The organism is Delftia sp. JD2, from assembly GCF_001682645.1.
In the GTDB taxonomy this organism is placed as follows: domain Bacteria; phylum Pseudomonadota; class Gammaproteobacteria; order Burkholderiales; family Burkholderiaceae_C; genus Comamonas; species Comamonas acidovorans.
Genome location: NZ_LFJT01000015.1, coordinates 32,494 through 57,132, shown reverse-complemented (window position 1 = coordinate 57,132; position 24,639 = coordinate 32,494). Strand labels below are relative to the sequence as shown.

At 68.0% G+C, this 24,639-nt stretch carries 22 protein-coding genes; 5 read left to right on the top strand and 17 right to left on the bottom strand.

Annotated elements, in window-relative coordinates; genetic code table 11:
* Window positions 1–54 precede the first annotated feature (54 nt).
* The 5 genes from ACM14_RS10605 to ruvC are packed head-to-tail and all read left to right on the top strand — an operon-like array spanning window position 55 to window position 5,225.
* Window positions 55–2,133, top strand: a complete 2,079-nt coding sequence (locus ACM14_RS10605; protein ID WP_012203414.1) for a ribonuclease catalytic domain-containing protein — start codon at window positions 55–57, stop codon at window positions 2,131–2,133.
* Window positions 2,134–2,169: 36 nt separating this feature from the next.
* Window positions 2,170–3,033, top strand: coding sequence for an energy transducer TonB (locus ACM14_RS10600; RefSeq protein WP_012203413.1), 864 nt, complete (start codon window positions 2,170–2,172; stop codon window positions 3,031–3,033).
* Window positions 3,034–3,071: 38 nt separating this feature from the next.
* Window positions 3,072–3,935: a shikimate dehydrogenase gene (aroE, locus tag ACM14_RS10595; RefSeq protein ID WP_065346121.1), complete on the top strand. Its 864-nt coding sequence runs from the start codon at window positions 3,072–3,074 to the stop codon at window positions 3,933–3,935.
* A 7-nt stretch (window positions 3,936–3,942) separates the two neighbouring features.
* On the top strand, window positions 3,943–4,659 hold the full coding sequence (gene mtgA / locus ACM14_RS10590) for a monofunctional biosynthetic peptidoglycan transglycosylase (protein ID WP_012203411.1): 717 nt from the start codon (window positions 3,943–3,945) through the stop codon (window positions 4,657–4,659).
* A gap of 17 nt (window positions 4,660–4,676) precedes the next feature.
* The gene (ruvC, locus tag ACM14_RS10585; protein ID WP_012203410.1) at window positions 4,677–5,225 is read left to right on the top strand and encodes a crossover junction endodeoxyribonuclease RuvC; all 549 of its coding nucleotides are present in this window, start codon (window positions 4,677–4,679) and stop codon (window positions 5,223–5,225) included.
* On the opposite strand, the gene ACM14_RS10580 is transcribed toward ruvC, so the two are convergent.
* From ACM14_RS10580 to rsmH, 17 genes are all read right to left on the bottom strand, one after another.
* Window positions 5,222–6,010: an alpha/beta fold hydrolase gene (locus ACM14_RS10580; RefSeq protein WP_254662030.1), complete on the bottom strand. Its 789-nt coding sequence runs from the start codon at window positions 6,008–6,010 to the stop codon at window positions 5,222–5,224. The two genes, ruvC and ACM14_RS10580, sit on opposite strands and share 4 nt — an antisense overlap.
* 127 nt (window positions 6,011–6,137) lie before the next feature.
* On the bottom strand, window positions 6,138–6,314 hold the full coding sequence (locus tag ACM14_RS32035) for a hypothetical protein (RefSeq protein WP_012203407.1): 177 nt from the start codon (window positions 6,312–6,314) through the stop codon (window positions 6,138–6,140).
* Between the two features lie 13 nt (window positions 6,315–6,327).
* A complete protein-coding gene (gene lpxC / locus ACM14_RS10575) occupies window positions 6,328–7,251 on the bottom strand; it encodes a UDP-3-O-acyl-N-acetylglucosamine deacetylase (RefSeq protein ID WP_012203406.1) in 924 nt (307 codons plus the stop codon).
* Between the two features lie 93 nt (window positions 7,252–7,344).
* A complete protein-coding gene (gene ftsZ / locus ACM14_RS10570) occupies window positions 7,345–8,583 on the bottom strand; it encodes a cell division protein FtsZ (RefSeq protein WP_012203405.1) in 1,239 nt (412 codons plus the stop codon).
* 119 nt (window positions 8,584–8,702) lie between these two features.
* Complete coding sequence (gene ftsA / locus ACM14_RS10565) at window positions 8,703–9,932, bottom strand: cell division protein FtsA (RefSeq protein WP_012203404.1); 1,230 nt, start codon at window positions 9,930–9,932, stop codon at window positions 8,703–8,705.
* Window positions 9,933–10,016: 84 nt separating this feature from the next.
* Entirely contained in the window at window positions 10,017–10,817 is an 801-nt protein-coding gene (locus ACM14_RS10560) for a cell division protein FtsQ/DivIB (RefSeq protein WP_013804104.1), read from the bottom strand.
* Window positions 10,814–11,794 carry a D-alanine--D-alanine ligase gene (locus ACM14_RS10555; RefSeq protein WP_065346119.1) on the bottom strand — a complete coding sequence of 327 codons (981 nt, stop codon included), beginning with the start codon at window positions 11,792–11,794 and terminating at the stop codon, window positions 10,814–10,816. Before ACM14_RS10555 ends, ACM14_RS10560 begins: the two co-directional genes overlap by 4 nt.
* Complete coding sequence (gene murC, locus ACM14_RS10550) at window positions 11,791–13,224, bottom strand: UDP-N-acetylmuramate--L-alanine ligase (RefSeq protein WP_065346118.1); 1,434 nt, start codon at window positions 13,222–13,224, stop codon at window positions 11,791–11,793. Before murC ends, ACM14_RS10555 begins: the two co-directional genes overlap by 4 nt.
* The gene (gene murG / locus ACM14_RS10545) at window positions 13,221–14,315 is read right to left on the bottom strand and encodes an undecaprenyldiphospho-muramoylpentapeptide beta-N-acetylglucosaminyltransferase (protein WP_012203400.1); all 1,095 of its coding nucleotides are present in this window, start codon (window positions 14,313–14,315) and stop codon (window positions 13,221–13,223) included. Before murG ends, murC begins: the two co-directional genes overlap by 4 nt.
* Window positions 14,312–15,577: a putative lipid II flippase FtsW gene (gene ftsW / locus ACM14_RS10540; protein ID WP_012203399.1), complete on the bottom strand. Its 1,266-nt coding sequence runs from the start codon at window positions 15,575–15,577 to the stop codon at window positions 14,312–14,314. The genes murG and ftsW overlap by 4 nt, the downstream gene beginning before the upstream one ends.
* Entirely contained in the window at window positions 15,574–17,526 is a 1,953-nt protein-coding gene (gene murD, locus ACM14_RS10535) for a UDP-N-acetylmuramoyl-L-alanine--D-glutamate ligase (RefSeq protein WP_065346117.1), read from the bottom strand. Before murD ends, ftsW begins: the two co-directional genes overlap by 4 nt.
* Window positions 17,527–17,530: 4 nt before the next feature.
* Window positions 17,531–18,709 carry a phospho-N-acetylmuramoyl-pentapeptide-transferase gene (mraY, locus tag ACM14_RS10530; protein ID WP_012203397.1) on the bottom strand — a complete coding sequence of 393 codons (1,179 nt, stop codon included), beginning with the start codon at window positions 18,707–18,709 and terminating at the stop codon, window positions 17,531–17,533.
* Window positions 18,700–20,115, bottom strand: a complete 1,416-nt coding sequence (gene murF / locus ACM14_RS10525; RefSeq protein ID WP_065346116.1) for a UDP-N-acetylmuramoyl-tripeptide--D-alanyl-D-alanine ligase — start codon at window positions 20,113–20,115, stop codon at window positions 18,700–18,702. Before murF ends, mraY begins: the two co-directional genes overlap by 10 nt.
* Window positions 20,112–21,641, bottom strand: a complete 1,530-nt coding sequence (locus tag ACM14_RS10520; protein ID WP_065346115.1) for a UDP-N-acetylmuramoyl-L-alanyl-D-glutamate--2,6-diaminopimelate ligase — start codon at window positions 21,639–21,641, stop codon at window positions 20,112–20,114. Before ACM14_RS10520 ends, murF begins: the two co-directional genes overlap by 4 nt.
* Complete coding sequence (locus tag ACM14_RS10515; RefSeq protein WP_013804112.1) at window positions 21,638–23,386, bottom strand: penicillin-binding protein 2; 1,749 nt, start codon at window positions 23,384–23,386, stop codon at window positions 21,638–21,640. Before ACM14_RS10515 ends, ACM14_RS10520 begins: the two co-directional genes overlap by 4 nt.
* The gene (gene ftsL / locus ACM14_RS10510; RefSeq protein WP_012203393.1) at window positions 23,383–23,667 is read right to left on the bottom strand and encodes a cell division protein FtsL; all 285 of its coding nucleotides are present in this window, start codon (window positions 23,665–23,667) and stop codon (window positions 23,383–23,385) included. Before ftsL ends, ACM14_RS10515 begins: the two co-directional genes overlap by 4 nt.
* A 37-nt stretch (window positions 23,668–23,704) precedes the next feature.
* On the bottom strand, window positions 23,705–24,634 hold the full coding sequence (rsmH, locus tag ACM14_RS10505) for a 16S rRNA (cytosine(1402)-N(4))-methyltransferase RsmH (protein WP_012203392.1): 930 nt from the start codon (window positions 24,632–24,634) through the stop codon (window positions 23,705–23,707).
* Window positions 24,635–24,639: the final 5 nt, after the last annotated feature.

Here is a 24,639-nt window from a genome sequence, read left to right as displayed (position 1 = left end):
GCCGCGCAAGACTGCGCGGCAGCTGCCAGCCGCAGCATGGGAGAATGTCGGGCTATGCACGCATTGTTTGAAGAATCCGGCAAGTTCCTGGCCGGCCGCATCCTCTCCGAAGCCGACACCTCCGCCCAGGTGGAGCTGGACTCGGGCAAACGGGTCAAGGTCAAGTCGGCCAACATCCTGCTCAAGTTCGACAAGCCGGCGCCTGCCGAACTGATCGCCCAGGCGCAGGCGCAGGCCGCCCAGATCGATCTGGACCTGGCCTGGGAATTCGCTCCCGAGGAGGAATTCGGCTTCGCCGACCTTGCACGCGACTATTTCTCGGACAAGGCCACGCTGGCCGAGCAGGCCGGCGCGCTGTTCCGTCTCTACGACGCACCGCACTACTTCCGCCGCTCCGGCAAAGGCCGCTTCAAGAAGGCGCCGGCCGAGATCCTGCAGCAGGCGCTGGCCGGCATAGAGAAGAAAAAGCAGATCCAGGCCCAGATCACGGCCTGGGCCGAACAGCTGGGCGCCGGCGAATGCCCCGGCCCCATCCGCGAGCAGCTCTACAAGATCCTGTTCCGCCCCGACAAGAACGCCGCCGAATACAAGGCCGTGGTCGAGGCCAGCCGCGCCACGCGCCTGGCACCGCTGGACCTGCTGCACAGGGCCGGCGCCATTGAATCGGCCTACGAGTTCCACTGGAAGCGCTTCCTGTTCGACCACTTCCCCAAGGGCACGCAGTTCCCGGCCCTGCAGGCACCCCAGCCACCGGCCGACCTGCCGCTGGCCGAGGTCCAGGCGTTTTCCATCGATGACTCGGCCACCACCGAAATCGACGATGCGCTGTCGGTGCGCGGCCTGGGCACGGGCACGGTCACCGTGGGTATCCACATTGCCGCGCCCGGTCTGGCCATCGTGCCGGGCACGCCGCTGGACCAGCTCGGCCGCTCGCGCCTGTCCACCGTCTACATGCCCGGCTACAAGATCACCATGCTGCCCGACGAGGTGGTGCAGATCTACACGCTCGACGAAGGCCGCGCCAACCCCGCCGTGTCGCTGTACGTCACCGTGGACGAGGCCACGCTGGAGACCACGGCCAGCGAGACGCGCCTGGAGCGCGTGCCCGTGCAGGTCAACTTCCGCCATGACAAGCTGGACCACATCGTCACCGAGCAGTGGCTGGCCGACCCCTCCTTCGAGGTCGAGGGCACGCCCGAAGTGCTGCAAGGCAAGCGCGCCGAACTGACGTTCCTGCAGCGCTGGGCCAAGCACCTGAAGGCAGGTCGTGAACTGGTGCGCGGCAAGCCCGAGAACTTCAACCGCCCCGACTACAACTTCCGCCTCGTGGGCAACGGCGGCGCCGAGCCCCGCGGCAACGAGCAGGTGGAGATCAGCGTGCGCAAGCGCGGCGCGCCGCTGGACCTGATCGTGGCCGAGGCCGCCATCGTGGCCAACAGCACCTGGGGCGGCTGGATGGCCGAGCTCGGCGTGCCCGGCATCTACCGCAGCCAGGCCAGCCTGGCGCCCGGCATCAAGGTGCGCATGTCCACCAAGGCGCAGCCCCATGCAGGCATCGGCGTCAAGAGCTATGCCTGGGCCACCTCGCCGCTGCGCCGCTACGTGGACCTGGTCAACCAGTGGCAGATCATTGCCTGCGCGCGCCACGGCAAGACCGCCGCCCTGGCCGCACCGTTCAAGCCCAAGGATGCCGAGCTGTTCGGCATCATCAGCAGCTTCGACGGTGCCTACAGCGCCTACAACGGCTACCAGGCCGGCATGGAACGGTTCTGGACGCTCAAGTACCTGCAGCAGCACGCCATCACCGAGCTGACGGCCACCGTCATCAAGGAAGGCATGGGCGGCGGCCTGCTGGTGCGCGCCGATGACCTGCCCCTGGTCTTCCCCGTGCTGGGCGTCACCGGCCTGCCGCGCGGTGCCCATGTGCGCGTGCGCCTGGGCGAGATCGACGAGATCGCGCTCGATGTCTCGGGCACGCTGATCGAGCGCCTGGATGGCGATGCGGCGGCAGCTGCCGATGGCGCTGAAGACAGCGCCGAGGATGACGAGGAAGCCGTGGCCGGCCCCATCGCCATCGCCGTGGACATGAACGAGACCGATGGCACACCGGCGGCCGATCCCGCCCAGCCCTGACCTGCCTCACATCCGAGCAACTGCCCCAGATCTGACGTGAAACTGCCTACCGCCCTCCGTTCCCTGAGCACGCTGCAGTTGGCACTGGGCGTTTCCATCGCCCTGCATGCCGGGTTGTTCTCGTTCCGGTTCATCGACCCGGAGCGCTTCGACCGCGTGTTCCAGGACACGCCGCTGGAAGTCATCCTGGTCAATGCCCGCGCCAACGAGCAGCCCGACAAGGCGCAGGCCATCGCGCAGACCTCGCTGGCCGGCGGCGGCGAGGCCGACAAGGGCCGGGCCTCCAGCCCCATGCCCTACTCGGCACTCACGGCCGTGGGCGACGACTTCGAGGAACGCCAGCGTCAGATCGACTCCATGCAGGAGCAGCAGACCGTCTTGCTGACGCAGTTGCGCAAGCAGGTCGCGGCCCTGCCGCCGCTGGACCCGCGCGAGGCGGCCAAGCAGACCAAGGAGCAGCAGGCCCAGCAGGAAAAGCGCCAGCAGCTGGTCAAGCTGCTGGCCGAGATCGAAAAGCGCATCAACGAGGAAAACGCCCGCCCCAAGAAGCGCTATATCAGCCCGTCCACGCGCGAGGCCGTCTACGCCATCTACTACGACGGCCTGCGCCGCAAGGTCGAGGACAAGGGCACGGAGAACTTCCCCGAGCAGGCCGGCAAGAAGCTCTACGGCGAGCTGGTCATGATCCTCACCGTCAACCACGACGGGCGGGTGCTGTCCACCGAGATCGTGCAGGGCTCGGGCAACCGCCTGCTGGACACCCGGGCCGAGGCCATTGCACGTGCGGCCGGCCCCTTCGGCCATTTCGGCCCCGCCATGCGCGCCAAGGCCGACCAGATCGCCGTGGTCTCGCGCTTCAAGTTCACCCGCGAGCAGACGCTGCAGACGACGGTGCAGTAGCGCCCTCCTCTTGTCTTCGCGCACTCTCCTTTTCCGACATGACTTCCGCCGCCGCCACCTCCTCCTCCGACCGCTACTGCGTCATGGGCAACCCCGTCGCGCACAGCCGCTCGCCCTGGATCCATGCCCGCTTTGCCGAACTGTGCGGGCAGGACCTGCACTACGAGCGCCAGCATGTGGAGCTGCAAGGCTTTGCCGAGGCCGTGCGCGGCTTCGTCGCGGCAGGCGGACGCGGCTGCAATGTCACTGTGCCCTTCAAGCTGGAAGCCGCACAGCTGGCCACCACCTCCAGCGAGCGCGTGCAACTGGCCGGCGCCGCCAACACCCTGGTGCTGGCGGCGGACGGCATCCATGCCGACAACACCGACGGCCTGGGCCTGGTGGCCGACATCGTGCGCAATGCGGGCGTGCCGCTGGCCGGGCGCGACCTGCTGCTGCTGGGCGCGGGTGGCGCCGCAGCCGGCGCACTGGGCTCGCTGCTTGCCGAGCGCCCGCGCCGCATCGCCGTGGTCAACCGCACCTTCGAGCGCGCCCAGGCCCTGGTGCAGCGCCATGCCGCCATCGCCGCGCACCATGGCGTGGAACTGGTGGCGCTGGAGCAGCAGGCCGTGGATGAGGATTTCGACGTGGTCATCAACGCCACCGCCAGCAGCCTGGCCGGTGCCGAGGTGCCCGTGCCGGCCCGCGTGCTGCGGCCTGGCAGCCTGGCCTACGACATGATGTACGGCGCCGCAGCCCAGGGCTTCCTGCAATGGGCCGAGCAGCATGGCGCCCAGGCCCGCGACGGGCTGGGCATGCTGGTGGAGCAGGCCGCCGAATCGTTCGCGCTGTGGCGCGGCGTGCGCCCCCCGTCGGCCCAGGTGCTGAACGAGCTGCGCACCCATATTGCTCAAGGCGGCTGAGCGCTTTATGAAATCCCTGGCACGCGCCCTGCTGCTGGTGCTGTGCGCCGGCCTGCTGCTGCAGCTGTTCTTTGTGCTGCGCATTGCGCTGATGGTGGTGGTCGATCCTGAATCCACGGCCTTTCAGCGCTCCGAGGCCTGGCAGATGCTGCGCAGCTCCGAAGGCCTGCACTGGAGCCAGCAATGGCTGCCCTACGACCGCATCGCGCCCACGCTCAAGCGCGCCGTCATCGCCTCCGAAGATGACAGTTTCACCGAACACCACGGGGTGCAATGGGAGGCCATCGAGAAGGCCTGGCAGCGCAACCAGCGCGCCGAAGCCCGTGCCCAGAAGGCAGACAACGGCAAGGCGCCCAAGATCTACGGCGGCTCCACCATCACCCAGCAGCTGGCCAAGAACCTGCTGCTGTCGGGCGAACGCAGCCTGCTGCGCAAGGGCCAGGAACTGGTGCTGACCCAGCTGCTGGAACTGATGCTGAGCAAGCAGCGCATCCTGGAGATCTACCTCAACAGCGTGGAATGGGGCCAGGGCGTGTTTGGCGCGGAGGCTGCAGCCCGCCACTACTTCCGCAAGAGCGCCTCACAGCTCAGCGCGGCCGAGGCCGCACGCCTGGCCGTGATGCTGCCCCAGCCCAAGCGCTTCGAGAAGCTGCCCAACTCCGGCTATCTGCTGCAGCGCACGCGCACGGTCATGCAAAGAATGCCCAGCGCCGTCATCCCCTGAACGGCTACAGTCACGCCATGCGCATTCTTGGAATAGACCCCGGGCTGCAGACCACGGGATTCGGCGTGATCGACGTCGACGGCCACCGCCTGGCCTATGTGGCCAGCGGCACCATCCGCACCACCGGCATCGCGCTCGGCGACCTGCCGGGCCGGCTCAAGCTGCTGTTCGACGGCATCTCGGAAGTCGCCAGCCGCTACCAGCCCGACACCTCGGCCGTGGAAATCGTCTTCGTCAACGTCAACCCCCAGTCCACCCTGCTGCTGGGCCAGGCGCGCGGCGCCGCGCTCACGGCCCTGGTCAATGCGGGCCTGCCGGTCGCCGAATACACGGCACTGCAGATGAAAAAGGCCATGACCGGCCACGGCCGCGCGGCCAAGAGCCAGATCCAGGAAATGGTGCGCCGCCTGCTGCAACTGCCCGGCCTGCCCGGCACCGACGCAGCCGACGCCCTGGGCCTGGCCATCACCCACGCCCATGCGGGCGCCGCCATGTCGAAGATGGCCGAGGTCACGCAGCTGCAGCGCCGCCAGCACGCCGTCTACAAGGGCGGGCGCGTCTACTAGGACACCAGTGCTTGGCCACCCTGCTCGGCCCTGAGCCTGATCCATTGCGCGATCCGGGGGAACACATCGGATTGCGCATTGCCGGCCATCAGCAACCTGCTGTGGCTGTAGTCTTCGACAAAACCGGTGGCCTTGCCACACAGCACGAACTCCACATCCGTCCCGCCGAAGGCGCTTGCCAGCGCTTCGCACCCCTGCCAGGGTGCAATCAGACGGTCTCCAGCACCCGCCAGCGCCAGAACGGGGATACGCACCTGGGAGAGTGCCTGCAGGTAGTTCATGCCGTCATGTCCCACAAATTGGCGCTGGAGATTCCACTGACACCACTGGCGCATCAGTTGGCCGCTTTCCGCCTCGGGCCCCACCATGCGGTTGGCTGCCAGCCAGTTCCGGCGGCCTATCCACGCCAGGTAACCCCGGATCCTGGCCCAGGCCAGCGGTGTGGCGGCAGCATGGGTGGCCTGGGCGGCCAACAGCACGACACCCGCCAGATGGCCCCGGGCCACATCGGGATTGCGAGCGGCCCAGATGGCTGCCGCAATGCCGCCCCCGCTGTGGCCTATCAGGGTCAAAGGCCGGCCCCGCTCCTCGCTGCGGATGGCCTCGACGGCACTGGCGATGTCATGCCTGGCCACGGCTTCCAGATCATGGCCATGGCCGCAGGCCGGGTTCCGTCCATGGCTGCGCCAGCCGAAGAGCCAAGTGCCGAATCCCTGCGCCGCCAGATACGCACCGAGCCGGTCGCAGGATGCGGGGCCGGAGAAGGTGCCGTGCGTGATGGCCACGACAGGCCCCTGGGCGCAGCCGCTGCGCACCAGCACAAGGGTGTGGCCGTCGCCGGCCCGGATCCGAATTTCCTTCATGGCGGCCCGGCAGTCTCCGCAATGGCGGCAGCGCAGCCCATTCAGGACCTCAGACGATGCGCCCAAAAAACAGCACGGCGAAAAACGTCACGCCGGCAATCACGGTCCACTTGAGGATGATGAAGCCCCAGCGCTTGTAGTGCGGCCGGCCCGTGCCCAGGTAGAACGCGAAGGAGACGGCCGAGGCCAGCAGCAGCAGGGTGGCCAGCCAGCGGAAGATCAGCATGGCGGCGCTCGCCTCACCAGGCCCGCGCGGGCTGGGCGAAGCCCTTGGGTGCCTGGCGCTCGCTGTCGAAGCTGACCAGTTCCCAGGCGTCGGGCTGGGCCAGCAGGGCACGCAGCAACTGGTTGTTCATGCCGTGGCCCGAGCGGAAGGCGCTGTAGGCGGCCAGCAGCGGCCTGCCGATCAGGTACAGGTCACCGATGGCGTCGAGGATCTTGTGCTTGGCGAACTCGTCGTCGTAGCGCAGGCCGTCGCTGTTGAGCACCTTGTAGTCGTCCATGACGATGGCGTTGTCCATGCCGCCGCCCAGCGCCAGGCCATGGCTGCGCAGCATTTCCACGTCCTTGGTGAAGCCGAAGGTGCGCGCGCGTGCGATGTCGCGCGTGTAGTTGTCCTCGCCCATGTCGAACTCCACGCACTGGCCCGTGGAGTCCACGGCCGGATGGGCGAAGTCGATCTCGAAGCGCAGCTTGAAGCCGTGGTAGGGGTCGAAGCGCGCCCACTTGAGGTTCTGGCCCTCGCCCTCGCGCACCTCGACGGGGCGGATGACGCGGATGAAGCGCTTGGGAGCCTTTTGCAGCTCGATGCCCGCGCTTTGCAGCAGGAACACGAAGGAGGCGGAGGAGCCGTCGAGGATGGGCACTTCCTCGGCGGTGATGTCTATATAGATGTTGTCGAGCCCGAGGCCGGCAATGGCCGACATCAGGTGCTCCACGGTATGCACCTTGGCGCCGCCGGTGCCGATGGTGGAGGCCATGCGCGTGTCGGTGACGGCTTCGGCCGAGATCGGGATGTCCACAGGCTCCGGCAGGTCCACGCGACGGAACACGATGCCGGTGTCGGGCTGCGCGGGTCGCAGCGTCAACTCGACGCGCTGGCCGCTGTGCAGGCCCACGCCAACGGCACGGGTGATCGTCTTGATGGTGCGTTGTTGGAGCATCCGGCTATTTTAGAACGCGGCAGCCGTGCGCAGGGCATGGCCCTGGCACGGCTTTCGCTATCACGGCTATGCAGCGACCGTATGGGCCGCTGCTCAGTCAGCCTGCTTGCGCAGGAAGGCCGGGATTTCCAGATCGTCCATGCCGCCGGAGGCCAGGGCATCGACGCGGGCAGCGGCCTGCGTGCGGTTGGTACGCCAGACGCTGGGGACCGACATGTTGTTGGCATAGTCGGCACCGCCAGCGGCACCGCCCACCAGGCCGCCGGCTGCCGTGGCGGCACCCATGGAGGCCGAGGGCAGCTGGTAGCTCATGTTGTCGGTACCGGTGCGCAGACCGCCCTGCACCACCTGCATGTTCTGGCGGCGTGCGCTGGGGCGCGACAGGCCGGTGGCGACCACGGTGACGCGGATCTCGTCGCCCAGGGTGTCGTCGTAGGCGGCGCCGTAGATCACGTGCGCATCGGGCGAGGCATAGGCATTGATGGTGCTCATGGCCAGGCGCGACTCGGACAGCTTGAGGCTGCCCTTGGCGGCCGTGACCAGCACCAGCACGCCCTTGGCGCCCGACAGGTCGATGCCTTCCAGCAGCGGGCAGGCCACGGCCTGCTCGGCGGCGATGCGCGCGCGGTCGGGGCCGGCGGCCTTGGCCGTGCCCATCATGGCCTTGCCGGGCTCGCCCATGACGGTGCGCACGTCTTCGAAGTCGACGTTCACATGGCCGTACTCGTTGATGATCTCGGCAATGCCGCCCACGGCGTTCTTGAGAACGTCGTTGGCATGGGCGAAGGCCTCGTCCTGCGAGATGTCGTCACCCAGCACGTCCAGCAGCTTCTCGTTGAGCACGACGATCAGCGAATCGACATTGGCTTCGAGCTCGTTGAGGCCGCTGTCGGCATTGGCCATGCGTCGGCCGCCTTCCCACTCGAAGGGCTTGGTGACCACGCCCACGGTGAGAATGCCCATTTCCTTGGCCACGCGCGCGATCACGGGCGCAGCGCCCGTGCCCGTGCCGCCGCCCATGCCGGCCGTGATGAACAGCATGTGCGCGCCTTCGATGGCGGTGCGGATGTCGTCCTCGGCCATTTCGGCAGCCTCGCGGCCCTTGTCGGGCTTGCTGCCCGCACCCAGGCCGCTGCCACCGAGCTGGATGGTGCGGTGGGCGCTGCTGCGCAGCAGCGCCTGCGCGTCGGTGTTGGCGCAGACGAATTCCACACCCTGCACGTTGCGCGCAATCATGTGCTCGACGGCATTGCCGCCGCCGCCGCCAACGCCGATCACCTTGATCTGCGTACCCTGGTTGAATTCTTCAACTTCAATCATGTCGATGGGCATGTTGGTTCTCCTGTAGCTCTCTGTAAGTGGTCACCACCGTCTGGGGAAAATTCTGTCTTCTGTCCGGTATTCGGAAGCCGGTGGGCGGGCCGGTAATGCGCAGTCGATGAAAGCACATATCAAAAGTTCCCCACGATGAAGTCTTTGAAACGGCCAAAAGCGGTCTTCATCGACCCACTCTTTTGTGCCACCTTGAAACCGCGCAGGCGAGCCAGGCGGGCCTCTTCGAGCAATCCCATCACGGTGGCGGCGCGGGGTTGGGCCACCATGTCTGCCAGAGCGCTCGAATACTTGGGGATGCCGCGGCGCACGGGCTTGAGGAAGATGTCCTCGCCCAGTTCCACCATGCCCGGCATGACGGCGCTGCCGCCGGTCAGCACGATGCCCGAGGACAGAACTTCCTCGTAGCCGGAATCGCGCACCACCTGCTGCACCAATGAAAAGATCTCTTCCACGCGCGGCTCGATCACGCCGGCCAGCGCCTGCTTGCTGATCATGCGCGGGCTGCGGTCGCCCAGGCCCGGCACTTCGACCTGGGCATCGGGGTCGGCCAGCAGCTGCTTGGCATAGCCGCTTTCGACCTTGATGTCCTCGGCGTCCTTGGTCGGCGTGCGCAGCGCCATGGCGATGTCGCTGGTGATCAGGTCGCCCGCGATCGGGATGACGGCCGTGTGCCGGATGGCGCCGCCCGTGAAGATGGCCACGTCGGTGGCGCCCGCGCCGATATCGACCACGGCCACGCCCAGCTCGCGCTCGTCGTCGGTGAGCACGGCCTGGCTCGATGCCAGCGGGTTGAGCAGCAGCTGCTCGACCTCCAGGCCGCAGCGGCGCACGCACTTGATGATGTTCTCGGCCGCGCTCTGCGCGCCCGTGACGATGTGGATCTTGGCTTCCAGGCGGATGCCGCTCATGCCGATGGGCTCGCGCACTTCCTGGCCGTCGATCACGAATTCCTGCGGCTCGACCAGCAGCAGCCGCTGGTCCGAGGAGATGTTGATGGCCTTGGCCGTCTCCATCACCCGCGCCACGTCGGTGGCCGTGACTTCCTTGTCCTTGATGGCCACCATGCCGCTGGAGTTCAGGCCGCGGATGTGGCTGCCGGTGATGCCGGTGCACACGCGCTGGATCTTGCAGTCGGCCATCAGCTCGGCCTCTTTCAAGGCCTGCTGGATGCTCTGCACGGTGGCGTCGATGTTCACCACCACGCCACGCTTGAGTCCGTTGCTCGGGGCCACGCCGAGGCCGGCGAGCTTGAGTTCGCCGTTGTACAGGACCTCGGCGACCACGACCATGACCTTGGCCGTGCCGATGTCCAGTCCGACGATCACATCTTTGTATTCTCTTGCCATATCAGCATCCGCCCCCGGTTGGTTCTGTCCTGTCGCTGTGTCGCTGCATGGTGTGCGTGTACATAGGTCTTTCCTCCCTCGTCTTCAGCGTCGGGGACGCACTGCAGCCGGCGCCTTGGCCGTGCCGGTGGTCACACCGCGCAGCCTCAGCGCATATCCGTCTTCGTAGCGCAGGTCGGCCGACTCGATGGCGTCGGCCTTGCGCTTGTATTGGGTCGTGATCTGGGGCAGCGTGCGCACGAAGCGCTGCACGCGCTGCAGCACGGCTTCCACGCTGCCGCCACCCAGTTCGATCTGTGCATCATTGGCCAGCCTGAGCTGCCAGCTTCCGCGCGCATTGAGCGTGAGCCCGTCGATCTCCACATCCAGCGGCCCCAGCGCCGGCACCAGCAGCCGGTACATCTGCAGCATCTGCGGGGCGCTGTCCTCGGGGCCCTGCAGGCGCGGCAGGCCGTCGCGGTCGAGCTCGCCCAGGTTGGCCTCGAAGACCTCGCCAAAGCTGTTGATCAGGCCGGTGCCCGAATCGGGGCCCCAGAAGGCCTCGGCCACATGCTCGTGCAGGATGACGCGCAGGCTGTTGGGATAGTCGCGGCGCACCTGCGCCTCGCGCACCCAGGGCACCTGCTCGAATGCCGCCTTGGCCCCCTTGAGGTCCACGGTGAAGAAGTTGCCCGTGAGCACGGGCGCCACGTTGGCGCGCAGCGTCACCGTGTTGTTGTGCACCAGCTCGCCCTCGACCACGATGCGGCCGATGTTGAAGGCCGGGTGGCGCAGCGCCCACCAGCTCACCGCTGCCAGCCCCAGCGCAGCCACGCCCACGAACAGGACCGTGGCGGTCACGTTCATGAGCTTGACGTCGAAGGGGGCCGGCAGGGAGTAGCTCATGCGTGCTCCTGCTCCGGTTGCGCGGCGTCCAGCGCGGCGCTGGCCAGGATGCCCAGGCAGAGGTTCTCGTAGCTGACACCGATGGCACGGGCCGACATGGGCACCAGCGAGTGGCCCGTCATGCCTGGCGAGGTGTTGATCTCCAGCAGGAAGGGCTTGCGATCGCTGGCGCGGATCATGATGTCGGCGCGCGACCAGCCGCGGCAGCCCAGCGTGCGGAAGGCGCGCACGACGATGCGCCGGATCTCGGCCTCTTCCTCGGCAGGCAGTCCGCTGGGGCAGTGGTACTTGGTGTCGTCGGTGAAGTACTTGTTCTGGTAGTCGTAGTTGCCTTCGGGGGCGACGATGCGGATCACGGGCAGCGCATGGGCGCCCTCGCCGGTGCCGAGCACGGGGCAGGTGGTCTCGTCGCCCTCGATGAACTCTTCGCAGAGCACTTCGGGGTCGTAGCGAGAGGCCAGCACATAGGCCTGCTCGCATTCCTCGGCCGTCCAGACCTTGGTCAGGCCGATGGTCGAGCCCTCGCGCGAGGGCTTGACGATCATGGGTGCGCCCAGCGCCCGCAGCGCGGCGCGCGTCTCGCCTGCGCTGGCGACCAGACGCCAGTCCGGCGTGGGCAGGCCCTCGAAGCGCCAGATGCGCTTGGTCATGATCTTGTCCATGGCGATGCTCGAGGCCATCACGCCGGGGCCCGTGTACGGGATGCCCAGCAGCTCCAGCGCGCCCTGCACCGTGCCGTCTTCGCCGTAGCGGCCGTGCAGCGCGATGAAGCAGCGGTCGAACCCGTCCTTCTTCAACTCGCCCAGGTCACGCTCGGCGGGGTCGAAGGCATGGGCGTCCACGCCATGCGACAGCAGGGCCTTGAGCACGCCCGTGCCCGACATCAGCGAGACTTCGCGCTCGGCCGAGCGGCCGCCCAACAGCACGGCCACCTTGCCCAGGGCCTTGACATCGATCTGGGTGCCGAAGCTGCTCATTGCGCAGCTCCCTGCTGCGCCTGCAGCTCTTGTTTCTGAAGCATTTCAACCAACTTTCCGGGCACGGCGCCAATCGAGCCTGCCCCCATGCACAACAACACGTCGCCATCGCGGGCATTGACGGCAATGGCCGCCGGCAGCTCGGCAACGTTTTCCACAAACACCGGCTCGACACGGCCGGCCACGCGCAGGGCGCGTGTCAGCGAGCGGCCGTCGGCCGCCACCACGGGCGCCTCGCCGGCCGCATAGACCTCGGTCAGCAGCACGGCGTCGGCCAGGCCGATGACCTTGACGAAATCCTCGAAGCAGTCGCGCGTGCGGCTGTAGCGGTGCGGCTGGAATGCCAGCACCAGGCGACGGCCCGGGAAGGCGCCACGAGCGGCGGCCAGCGTGGCCGCCATCTCGACGGGGTGGTGGCCATAGTCGTCGATGACGGTGAAGCTGCCGCCGTCGGCAGTCGCCAGTTCGCCATAGCGCTGGAAGCGCCGGCCCACGCCCTTGAAGCTTTCGAAGGCACGCAGCAGCGCGTCGTCGGATATCTCCAGCTCCATGGCCACGGCCACGGCCGACAGCGCGTTGAGCACGTTGTGCTCGCCCGGCAGGCTCAGCACCACGTCCAGGTCGGGATAGCTCTGGCCGTTGCTGCGGCGCACCGTGAAATGCATGCTGCCAGCTTCGGCGCGCACGTTGAGGGCGCGCACCTGTGCGTCCTCGGCAAAGCCGTAGGTGGTCACGGGGCGGGCCACCTGGGGCAGGATCTCGCGCACGGCCGGACTGTCCACGCAGACGATGGCGCGGCCGTAGAACGGCATGCGATGCAGGAAATCGACGAAGGCGCCCTTGAGCCGGCCGAAGTCATGGCCGTAGGTTTCCATGTGGTCGGCGTCGATGTTGGTGACGACGGCCATCACGGGCAGCAGGTTCAGGAAGGAGGCATCGGACTCGTCGGCCTCGACCACGATGTAGTCGCCCTGGCCCAGCTTGGCGTTGGCGCCCGCGCTGTTGAGCTTGCCGCCGATGACGAAGGTCGGGTCCAGCCCGGCCTCGGCCAGCACGCTGGTCACCAGGCTGGTGGTCGTGGTCTTGCCATGGGCACCCGCGATGGCGATGCCCTGCTTGAAGCGCATGAGCTCGGCCAGCATGAGCGCACGCGGCACGACGGGGATCTTGTGCGTGCGCGCCGCGACCACCTCGGGATTGTCGGACTGCACGGCGGTGGAGGTGACGACGGCGTCAGCCCCTTCGATGTGCGCGGCCGCATGGCCGACGTGGGTGGCGATGCCCAGGCCGGCGAGCCGGCGCAGCGTGGCGCTATCGGACAGGTCCGAGCCCGAGATGGCGTAACCCAGGTTGTGCAGCACCTCGGCGATGCCGCTCATTCCGGCGCCGCCGATGCCGACGAAATGGATGTGATGAATGGCGTGCTTCATGCGGCCAGTTCCTCACAGGCGGCGACCACCTCGGCGGTGGCATCGGTCTTTTGCATTTTCTTGGCTTTTCCAGCGCGCTCCAGCAGCGTCGCACGCTGCATATTTTGTAGCATTTCGGCCAGACTTTGGGCAGTCAGTGCGCTTTGTTGCATCAACCATCCACCACCGGCATCGACCAGGAAACGCGCGTTCGTGGTCTGGTGGTCGTCCACGGCGGACGGGAAGGGCACATAGATGGCTGCGGCGCCCACGGCCGCGATCTCGGTGACCGTGCTGGCACCGGCGCGGCAGACGATGACATCAGCCTCGGCAAAGGCGCGCGCCGTGTCGTCGATGAAGGGCGTGAGCTCGGCCGCGACGCCTGCGGCGGCATAGTTGGCGCGCAGCGCATCGATCTGCGCGGCGCCGCTTTGGTGCAGCACGACGGGCCGCACATCGGCAGGAATCAGGGCCAGCGCCTGGGGCACGATCTCGTTGAGCGCCTTGGCGCCCAGGCTTCCGCCCACCACCAGCAGGCGCAGCGGACCGCTGCGGCCCGCAAAGCGCTGCTCGGGTGCAGGCTGCTCGGTGAAGGCCTGGCGCAAGGGGTTGCCGACCCAGCGGCCCTTGGGGAACACGTTGGGGAAGGCGGTGAAGATGCGGTGGGAGACGCTCGCCAGCACCTTGTTGGCCATGCCGGCCACGGAGTTCTGCTCATGCAGCACCAGGGGCTTGCCGGCCAGCACGGCCATCATTCCACCGGGGAAGCTGATGTAGCCACCCAGACCGACCACCACGTCGGGCTTGACGCGGCGCACCACGGCCAGCGCCTGCCAGAAGGCACGCAGCAGGCGCATGGGCAAAAAGGCCAGGGTCATGATGCCCTTGCCGCGCACGCCCGAGAACTCGATGGTCTCCAGCGGGAAGCCCTGGGCCGGCACGATGCGCGACTCCATGGAGCCGGGCGCGCCCAGCCAGCGCACGTTCCAGCCGCGCTCGCGCAGGGCCTGGGCCACGGCCAGGCCCGGGAAGATATGTCCGCCCGTGCCGCCGGCCATGATCAGGGCCGTGCGCTGGCGTTGCGTGCCTTGGGAGATGGGCTGCTGTGTCATGCATGCCCTCCCTTCATCAGCAACTTGTTCTCGTAGTCCACCCTTAACACCACCGCTATCGCTATCAGATTCATCAGAATGGCCGAGCCGCCGAAACTCATCAGGGGCAGCGTCAGCCCCTTGGTCGGCAGCGCGCCCAGGTTCACGCCCATGTTGATGAAGGCCTGGAAACCCATCCAGATCGCAATGCCCTCGGCCACCAGGCCGGAGAACACCCGGTCCAGCGCAATGGCCTGCCGCCCTATGAGCATGATGCGGCGCGTCAGCCACAGGAAGGTGACGGCGATCAAGAGCACGCCGACCAGGCCGAATTCCTCGCCGATCACGGCCAGCAGAAAGTCGGTGTGCGCCTCGGGCAGCCAGTGCAGCTTCTCGACGCTGCGGCCCAGGCCCACGCCGAAGATCTCGCCGCGACCGATGGCGATCAGCGCATGCGACAGCTGGTAGCCCTTGCCCAGGGCGTGCTTTTCATCCCAGGGATTGAGGTAGGCAAAGATGCGCTCGCGCCGCCATTCGGAGGTGGCGATGATCAGCACGAAGGCCAGCACCACCAGGGCCGCGATCAGGAAGAACATGCGCGCATTCACGCCGCCCAGGAACAGGATGCCCATGGCGATCACCACGATCACCATGAAGGCGCCCATGTCGGGCTCGGCCAGCAGCAGCACGCCGACCAGCACCACGGCCAGCCCCATGGGCAGCACGGCGCGGAAGAAGCGCTCCTTGACCTCCATCTTGCGCACCATGTAGTCGGCCGCATAGATGAGCACGGCGAACTTGGCCAGTTCGGACGGCTGGAAATTCATGATGCCCAGCGACAGCCAGCGCCGCGCGCCGTTGACCACGGTGCCCACGTGCGGGATCAGCACGGCCACCAGCAGGACCAGGGACACCAGGAAGAGCTTGCGCGCCATGCGCTCCCAGGTGGCCATGGACACCTGGAAGGCCAGCAGCGCGCCGACGAAGGCCATGCCGATGGACATGGCATGGCGCATCAGGAAATGGGTGGGCGCGATCTTGCCGAAGCGCGGATTGTCCGGCATGGCGATCGACGCCGAATACACCATGATCAGGCTCCAGGCCAGCAGGCCTATGACCACCCAGATCAGGGCCTGGTCCAGGCCGAGCACGCTAGCCGGCGTCTGCGTGGGTCGGTGGTACTGGGGTCCCCCCAGGCGCACGGGCAGCACGTCGATGGCCTTCTCCTGCGCACCTCCGAACCAGGAGCGCATGCGGCCCAGGACCTGCGATACGGCGGTCATGCAGCACCTCCGAGTTCATGCCCGGCATCCAGCGCCAGCGCGCGCACGGCATCGACGAACTGGTGGGCCCGGTCCTCGTAGTTGCGGAACATGTCCAGGCTGGCACAGGCGGGCGACAGCAGCACGGCATCGCCCTCATGGGCGCGCGAAGCGGCCAGCTCCACGGCGTCGGCCATGGTGGTGGCATCGACCAGGGGCACGCCGCAGTCCTGCAGGGCGGCGCGGATGCGGCCGGCGTCGCGGCCGATCAGCACGGCCGTGCGCACATGACGCGACACGGGCGCGACCAGCGGAGAGAAATCCTGGCCCTTGCCGTCGCCACCCAGGATGACCACGATGCGGTGGTCAGGTCCCAGGCCGGACAGCGCGGCCACGGTGGCGCCCACGTTCGTGCCCTTGCTGTCGTCGTAGTACTCCACGCCGTTGACGCGGCCAATGGGCTGGACGCGGTGCGGCTCGCCCCGGTATTCACGCAGTCCATAGAGCAGCGGCGCCAGCGTGCAGCCGCCCGCGCTGGCCAGGGCCAGGGCAGACAGGGCGTTGATGGCGTTGTGCCGGCCGCGGATGCGCAGTGCGTCGGCAGGCATGAGGCGCTGGATGTACAGGTCTTCGGCGTTCTTGCCCTTGGCGGTTTCGTCGGCCTCATGGGCGCGCACCAGCCACGTCATGCCGCTGACCACTTCCAGGCCGAAGTCGCCGGGGCGGCGCGGCATGTCGCCGCCGAAGGTGATGTGGGCGCGCTGCTGGGGCTTTTGGCGCTTGCCCGGCGGCACCACGGGCGCCGGCAGCATGCGCATGACCTCGGGGTCTTCGCGGTTGAGCACCATGGTGCCGCTGCTGCCGAAGATGCAGGCCTTGGCATCGGCATAGGCGCGCAGGCTGCCGTGCCAGTCCAGATGGTCCTGGGTGATGTTGAGCACGGCGGCGGCCGTGGGCTCGAACATCTGCACGCCATCGAGCTGGAAGCTGGACAGCTCCAGCACCCAGGCCTGGGGCAGCGTTTCGGCATCGATGGCCTGGGTCAGCGTGTCCAGCAGCGTGGGGCCGATATTGCCGGCCACGGCCACGCGCAAGCCCGCATGCTCCAGCAGTTGGCCGGTCAGCGAGGTGACCGTGGTCTTGCCATTGGTCCCGGTGATGCCCAGCACCGTGGGACGGTAGCCATGGGCTGCGGCCAGGGCCTTGAGCGCCATGGCGAAGAGATCGAGCTCGCCGCCCACGGGCAGGCCCTGGGCGCGCGCGGTATCGACCACGGGCGCCACGGCGGCCGGGCTCAGGCCGGGCGAGCGGTAGACCAGGCCCAGGCTCTGGCCGTCCACCAGCTGCGCCGTGAACTCGCCGGGCACGAAGCGCACCTGAGGCAATTCGGTGGACAGCTGCTGCAGCTGCGGCGGTGCCTGGCGCGTATCGGCCACGATGACTTCGGCGCCGCAGCGCACGCACCAGCGTGCCATGGCCAGGCCCGAAGCGCCCAGACCCAACACGAGCACGCACTGGCCCTGCAGGTGCTGGACCTGCTCGCCGGGCCAGCCGGCAGCCACGGGCGGCAGCACCTGTTCGGATTCAACAGCCTCTTCGGCGGCAAGGGGCGTGACCTCGGCGTCCGACGAGTCGGAGATGCTGGGGTCCGCAAAGATCTGGGCCACGAAGGCGGCAGCATCCTTGGCCGCCGTCAGCGTGGCGATGTCGGGCACGGGCTCGGTAAGGGCCACAGGCACCGGCGGCACCTGCGGCACCTCGGCGGCCGGAAGCTCCGCCTCGCCGTCGCCGGCTGGCACGGGAGCCGGTGAATCGTCCAGGACCGGATCCGCAACCACCTGCCCCTCGGGAGCGAGGCCGGGCATTCCGGCCGGCTCCGCCAGCTCGACAAGCTCGGCAGGGGACGCCGGCACGGCGGGCTCGGTGGCCGGCAGTGCGTGGAGGTCGGTCTTGAAGTCTTCGGTGTTCATGCACTCACCTCAGCTTCAGCGTGGACAGGCCCAGCAGGCACAGCAGCATGGTGATGATCCAGAAGCGGATCACGACCTGGGTCTCCTTCCAGCCACTCTTTTCGAAGTGGTGGTGCAGCGGCGCCATCTTGAGCAGGCGGCGGCCCTGGCCATAGCGCTTCTTGGTGAACTTGAACCAGGTGACCTGCAGCATCACCGACAGCGCCTCCACAACGAAGATGCCCCCCATGATGGCCAGCACGATTTCCTGGCGCACGATGACGGCAATGGTGCCCAGCGAGGCGCCCAGCGCCAGCGCACCCACGTCGCCCATGAACACCTGGGCCGGGTGGGCGTTGAACCAGAGGAAGGCCAGGCCCGCGCCGGCCATGGCCGCGCAGTACACCAGCAGCTCGCCCGAACCCGGGATGTGCGGGAACAGCAGGTACTTGGCGTAGCCGGCATTGCCGGTGACGTAGGCGAAGATGCCCAGGGCCGAGCCCACCATGATCACGGGCATGATCGCCAGGCCGTCCAGCCCGTCGGTCAGGTTCACGGCATTGCTGGCGCCCACGATGACCAGGTAGGTCATGATCACGAAGCCCAGCACGCCCAGCGGGTAGCTGACTTCCTTGAAGAAAGGCACGAGCAGGCCCGCCTTGGGCGGCAGGTCCAGCGCAAAGCCGGACTGCACCCAGGTGACGAACAGCTCGAAGACCTGGGCATTGGAGTTCTCGGAAATGCAGAACACCAGGTACAGCGCGGCCAGCAGGCCGATGACGGACTGCCAGAAATACTTCTCGCCCGAGCGCATGCCTTCGGGGTCCTTGTTGACCACCTTGCGCCAGTCGTCCACCCAGCCGATGGTGCCAAAGCCCAGCGTGACCAGCAGCACGATCCAGACGAAGCGGTTGGACAGGTCGAACCACAGCAGCGTGGAAACGGCAATGGACAGCAGGATCAGCGCCCCGCCCATGGTGGGCGTGCCGCTCTTGGCCAGATGGGTCTCCATGCCGTAGCCGCGCACGGGCTGGCCGATCTTGAGCGAGGTCAGCATGCGGATCAGGCGCGGCCCGGCCAGCAGCCCGATGACCAGGGCCGTGAGCGCGGCCATCACGGCGCGCATCGTGAGGTACTGGAAGACGCGCAGAAAGCCGAACTCGGGGGACAGGCCCTGCAGCCATTGGGACAGCATCAGCAGCATGCGGCCTCCTTCTTGCAACCGTCATCCTTGCCGGCCGCCTCGACCGCCTGAACCACCTGCTCCATCTTCATGAACCTCGAACCCTTGACCAGAATGCTGCCCACCTCGGGCAGCGCGGCACAGGCTGCCTGCTGCAGCGAGGCCATGTCTTCGAAATGCCGCGCACCTGCACCGAATGCGGTGGCGGCGGATGTGCTTTGCGCGCCCAGCGTGAACAGCCGGGCAATGCCCAGGCTGCGCGCCAGCGCGCCCGCCTCGGCATGGAATTGCGGCCCCTGGTCGCCGACCTCGCCCATGTCGCCCAGCACCAGCAGCTGGGGAGCGGGCAGTTCGCGCAGCACCTCGATGGCCGCGGCCACCGAGTCGGGGTTGGCGTTGTAGCTGTCGTCGATCACGGTAACCGTGCGGCCCTGCACCGAAACGCCCAGTGCGCGCGAGCGGCCCTGCACGGGCTCGAACACGCTCAGGCCGCGTGCAATGTCGGCCAGCGGCACACCGGCTGCCTGGGCGCAGGCCGCAGCGGCCAGCGCATTGCGCACGTTGTGGCGGCCGGCAATGTGCAGGCGCACCGGGGCTTCGCCCTCGGGCGTGACCAGGGTGAACTGCCAGGCATTGCCCAGCCACAGCGCATCGCGCGCATGGACCTGGGCGCCATCGGCAGACTCGCCGAACAGCAGGCACTGGCGCGCAGCGGCCAGCTCGCGCCACAGCGGCGTGTAGGTGTCGCCGGCCGGGAACACGGCCACGCCGTCGGCGGGCAGGGACAGCAGCACGCTGCCGTTCTCGCGCGCCACGGCCTCGACCGTGTGCATGAATTCCTGGTGCTCGCGCTGCGCGTTGTTGACCAGGGCCACCGTGGGCTGGCCGATGGCGGCCAGCTCGGCAATCTCGCCGGGATGGTTCATGCCCATCTCCAGCACGGCCACGCGGTGCTGGGCGGTCATGCGCATCAGGCTCAGCGGCAGGCCGATGGAGTTGTTGAAGTTGCCGCGCGTGGCCAGGGCCGCCTCGCCCGCATGGGCGCGCAGGATGGAGGCCACCATCTGCGTGACCGTGGTCTTGCCGTTGCTGCCGGTGACGGCAATCAGCGGCAGCGCAAAGCGCGCGCGCCAGGCCGTGGCCAGCGCGCCCAGGGCGGCCAGCGAATCGGGCACCTCGATGCCGGACAGGCCTGCGGCCTCCAGGCCGCCATGGGCCAGGGCTGCGGCAGCGCCGGCCTCGCGGGCCTGGGCCAGGAACTGGTTGGCATCGAAACGCTCGCCCTTCAAGGCGACGAACAGATCCCCGGCCTGCAGCGTGCGGGTGTCGGTGTGCACCCGCGTGAGCACGGCCTGGCCGTTGCCGACCAGCCGTGCCTGGGGGATATGCGACTGGATCAGCTCCAGCGCTTGTTGCAAGGTCATCATGACCGCTTCTTTCCTTCGCGGGCCGCCAGCGCCTTGTGCGCCTCGGCCATGTCGGAGAACGGATGGCGCTGGCCCGCCGTCTCCTGGTAGTCTTCATGTCCCTTGCCGGCGATCAGCACCACGTCGCGTTCACTGGCGTGCGCAATCGCCTGGGCGATGGCCGCTGCGCGATCGGCCTGGGACTGCAGGTTCTCGCCAGGCTGCATGCCGGCCAGGATCTGGTCGATGATGCGGTCGGGCACTTCGCTGCGCGGGTTGTCGCTGGTGACCAGCACACAGTCGGCATTCTTCTGGGCGGCCTGCCCCATGAGCGGCCGCTTGGTGGCATCGCGGTCGCCGCCGCAGCCGAACACGCACCACAGCCGGCCACGGCGCTGCTCGGCGGCCGGGCGCAGGGCACGCAGGGCCTTGTCCAGCGCATCGGGCGTGTGGGCGTAGTCCACGGCCACCAGCGGCTGGCCGGGCTGGACGATCTGCTGCATGCGGCCGGGCACGGGCTCCAGGTGGGCGCAGGCCGCAACGGCCTGGTTCAGGGTCAGGCCCAGGCAGCGCAGCGCGGCCAGCACGCCCAGCAGGTTGGATACGTTGTACTGGCCCACCATGCGCGTGTGCATGCGCAGGCTGTGGCCGGCCTCGATCACGGTGAAGCTCAGGCCCTCGGCACCCAGCGCAATGTCCTTGGCCTGCAGGCGCGCCGCGCCTTCGATGGAAATGCTCCAGACGTCGAGCGCGGCAGGCTGATTGCGCGACTGCAGCGTGGCCCACAGGCGTGCGCCATGCGCGTCGTCCACATTGACGACGGCGGCCTGCAGGCCGGGCCAGTCGAACAGCGCGGCCTTGGCATCCCAGTAGGCCTGCATGCTGCCGTGGTAGTCGAGGTGGTCCTGCGTGAAATTGGTGAACAGCGCCACGCGGATGCGCGTGCCGTCCAGCCGGTGCTCGACGATGCCGATGGACGAGGCCTCGATGGCGCAGGCCGCCAGGCCCGCATCGGCGTACTCGCGGAACGCGCGCTGCAGCCGCACCGGATCGGGTGTGGTCATGCCCGTGGATTCCATGGCGGGCGGAATGCCCACGCCCAGCGTGCCCACCAGGGCGCAGCCGCTGCGTTCCTGCAGCTTCACCTGGGCCAGCGCGTGCGCCAGCCACCAGGCGGTGGTGGTCTTGCCATTGGTGCCGGTCACGGCCAGCACATCGATCTGGGCGCTGGGATGCTGGAACCACTGGTCGGCGATCAGGCCCGTGGCGGCCTTGAGGCCGGGCAGCGCCGCGATGTGCTCGCCGGAAAAACCGAAGGCTTCGACGCCCTGCGCTTCGACCAGGCAGGCCATGGCACCGCGCTCCAGGGCCGAGGCCACATGGGCGCGGCCATCAGTGGCCGCGCCGGGCCAGGCGATGAAGGCGTCGCCGGGCCGGACCTTGCGGCTGTCGGTCTGCAGCGTGCCGCTGCCTTGCAGGCGGGCGGCCAGCCATTGGACAGCCTCGGTGGCCGTGGACAGCACCCGCAGGGCTTGGGAGGAACTCATAGCGAGGGCTCCTCCACGGGGTTGGCGACGATCAAGGGCTTGACTTCCATATCGGGCTGCACGCCCATCAGGCGCAGCGTCTGCTGCACCACTTCGCTGAACACGGGTGCCGCCACGGTGCCGCCGTAGATGGTGCCGGCACTGGGCTCGTCCACCATCACGGCGACGATGATGCGCGGGTTCTCGATGGGCGCCATGCCCGTGAACCAGGCGCGGTACTTGCCGGCGGCATAGCCCTTGCCCTGCTGCTTGCGGGCCGTGCCCGACTTGCCGCCCACCGAGTAGCCGATGGTCTGGGCGCGCTGGCCCGTGCCGCCGGGGCCGGCCGCCAGGGCCAGCATCTTGCGCACTTCATTGGCCGTGCGCGGAGAGAACACGGGCACGCCCACGGGCGGCTCGTCGGTCTTGACCATGGTGGCCGGGATCACGCGCCCGCCGTTGGCAAAGACGGTGTAGCTGCGCGTCATCTGCAGCAGGCTGGCGGACAGGCCGTAGCCATAGCCCATGGTGGCCTGCTCCACCGGCCTCCAGGTCTTGTAGGGACGCAGGCGACCGCTGGCGGCGCCGGGGAAGGAGATCTGCGGCTTCTGGCCGAAGCCCACGGCCGAGAAGGTTTCCCACATTTCCTTGGCCGGCATCTGCAGCGCGATCTTGGTCGTGCCCACGTTGCTGGACTTCTGGATCACGCCGGCCACGGTGAGCAGGCCGTAGTTGTGGGTGTCGGAAATCGTCGAGCCCGTGACGTTGACGCGGCCCGGCGTGGTGTCGATGGGCGTTTCCGGCTTGAAGCGGCCCGACTCCAGCGCCAGGCCGATGGTGATGGGCTTCATGGTCGAGCCGGGCTCGAAGGTGTCGGTGATGGCGCGGTTGCGCAGCTGCTCGCCCGTCAGGTTCTTGCGCTTGTCGGGCACGTAGCTGGGGTAGTTGGCCAGGGCCAGCAATTCGCCGGTGTGCGCATCCATGACCACCACGCTGCCCGCCTTGGCCTTGTGCGCGATGACCTGCTCCTTGAGCTTCTGGTAGGCGAAGTACTGGACCTTGCTGTCCACGGACAGCTGGATGTCGCGGCCGTCCTGAGGCGGCACTTCCTCGCCCACGCCCTCGACCACGCGGCCCAGGCGGTCCTTGATCACGCGGCGCGAGCCGGGCTTGCCGCCGAGCTCCTTGTCGAAGGCCAGCTCCATGCCTTCCTGGCCATGGTCTTCCACATTGGTGAAGCCCACGATGTGGGCGGCCGATTCGCCTTCCGGGTACTGGCGCTTGTATTCCTTGCGCTGGTAGATGCCCTTGATGTTGAGGGCATGGATCTGCTGGCCAACGTCCCAGTCGAGCTGGCGCTTGATCCAGACGAAGGTCTTGTCCTCGTCGGCCAGCTTTTCCATCAGCGCGGGCAGCGGCATCTCCATGAGCGCGGCCAGCTGCTTGAGCTTGGCCTTGACCTCGGGGTCGTCCTGCTCGACATCTTCGGGAATGGCCCAGATGCTGGCGGCCGGCACGCTGGAGGCCAGGATCAGTCCATTGCGGTCCAGCAGGCGGCCACGGTTGGCCGGCAGCTCCAGCGTGCGCGCAAAGCGCACCTGGCCCTGGCGCTGGAAGAAGTCGTTGCCGAACACCTGCACGTAGGCTGCGCGCGCGCCCAGGCCGACAAAGCCCAGGCCCAGCATGGCCACGATCATCTTGCTGCGCCACAGGGGTGTCTTGGACGCCAGCAGCGGGCTGGAGGTGTAGAGCACGCTGCGCGTCATGGAGCCACTCCGGTGCGCGCATCGTCATTGACGTACTGGGCGATGGCCGGCGTGGCCGGCTTCATCTGCAGGCGCTCGCGCGCCATGACCTCGATGCGCTGTGGCGTGGCCTGGGCGCGCTTTTCCACCTGCAGGCGCTGCTGCTCGGTGGCCAGGCGGCGCGACTCGGCCACGGCACGGTCCAGTTCGGTGAACAGGCGGCGCGATTCGTACTGGTTGTGCACCAGGAAGATGGCGCTGGCCATCACCGCCAGCAGCAGCACGAGGTTCAGGCGCAGCATGCCACGCCCTCCTCTTGCGCCAGACGGTGCGTGCGCTTCATGCAGGCACCCCGGTGCGGCGGGCCACGCGCATCACGGCCGAGCGCGAGCGTGCATTGGCGGCGACCTCGGCCTCGCTGGGCTTGATGCGGCCCAGCGCTTCAAGACGCATGGGCGTGGGCACGGCAAAGGGTGCGCGCCGGTCATAGACTTCCTTGGAGTGCTTGGCGATGAACTGCTTGACGATGCGGTCCTCCAGCGAGTGGAAGCTGATCACCACCAGGCGTCCGCCCGGCGCCAGCACGCGCAGGCTGGCCTCTAGCGCCTGTTCGAGCTCTTCAAGCTCGGCATTGATGAAAATCCGAAGAGCCTGGAATGTGCGTGTCGCTGGGTTCTGCCCAGCCTCGCGGGTCCGGACCGCGCCAGCCACGAGCTCGGCAAGCTCCGCGGTGTTGCGAAGGGGCCCCTGGCTTTCGCGCCGAGCAACAATCGCCTTTGCAATGGGGCCAGCAAACCGTTCTTCGCCGTAGTCACGTATCACCTCCGCAATCTGCTGGGCATCGGCTTCCGCCAGCCAGTCCGCCACGCTCTGGCCGCGCGTGGTGTCCATGCGCATGTCCAGCGGACCCTCGAAGCGGAAGCTGAAGCCACGCTCGGGGTTGTCGATCTGGGGAGAGCTCACGCCCAGGTCCATCAGCACGCCCTGCACGCTGCCGGCCGGCAGCTCGCTGAGGTGGCGAAACCCTTCGTGCCGAATCGAAAAACGCGCATCGGTGATGCGCGCTGCCTCTTCGATCGCGTCCGGGTCCTTGTCGAACGCCAGCAAGGCCCCATCCGGCCCCAGCCGCTGCAGGATGCGCCGGGAATGCCCGCCTCGCCCGAAGGTCGCGTCCACCCATTGCCCGGCAACGGGCTGTGCGGCGCCGTCCAGCAGCGCATCGACGGCCTCGTCGAGCAAAACGGTGATGTGTTGCAACGGCTGATTCAAGAAAA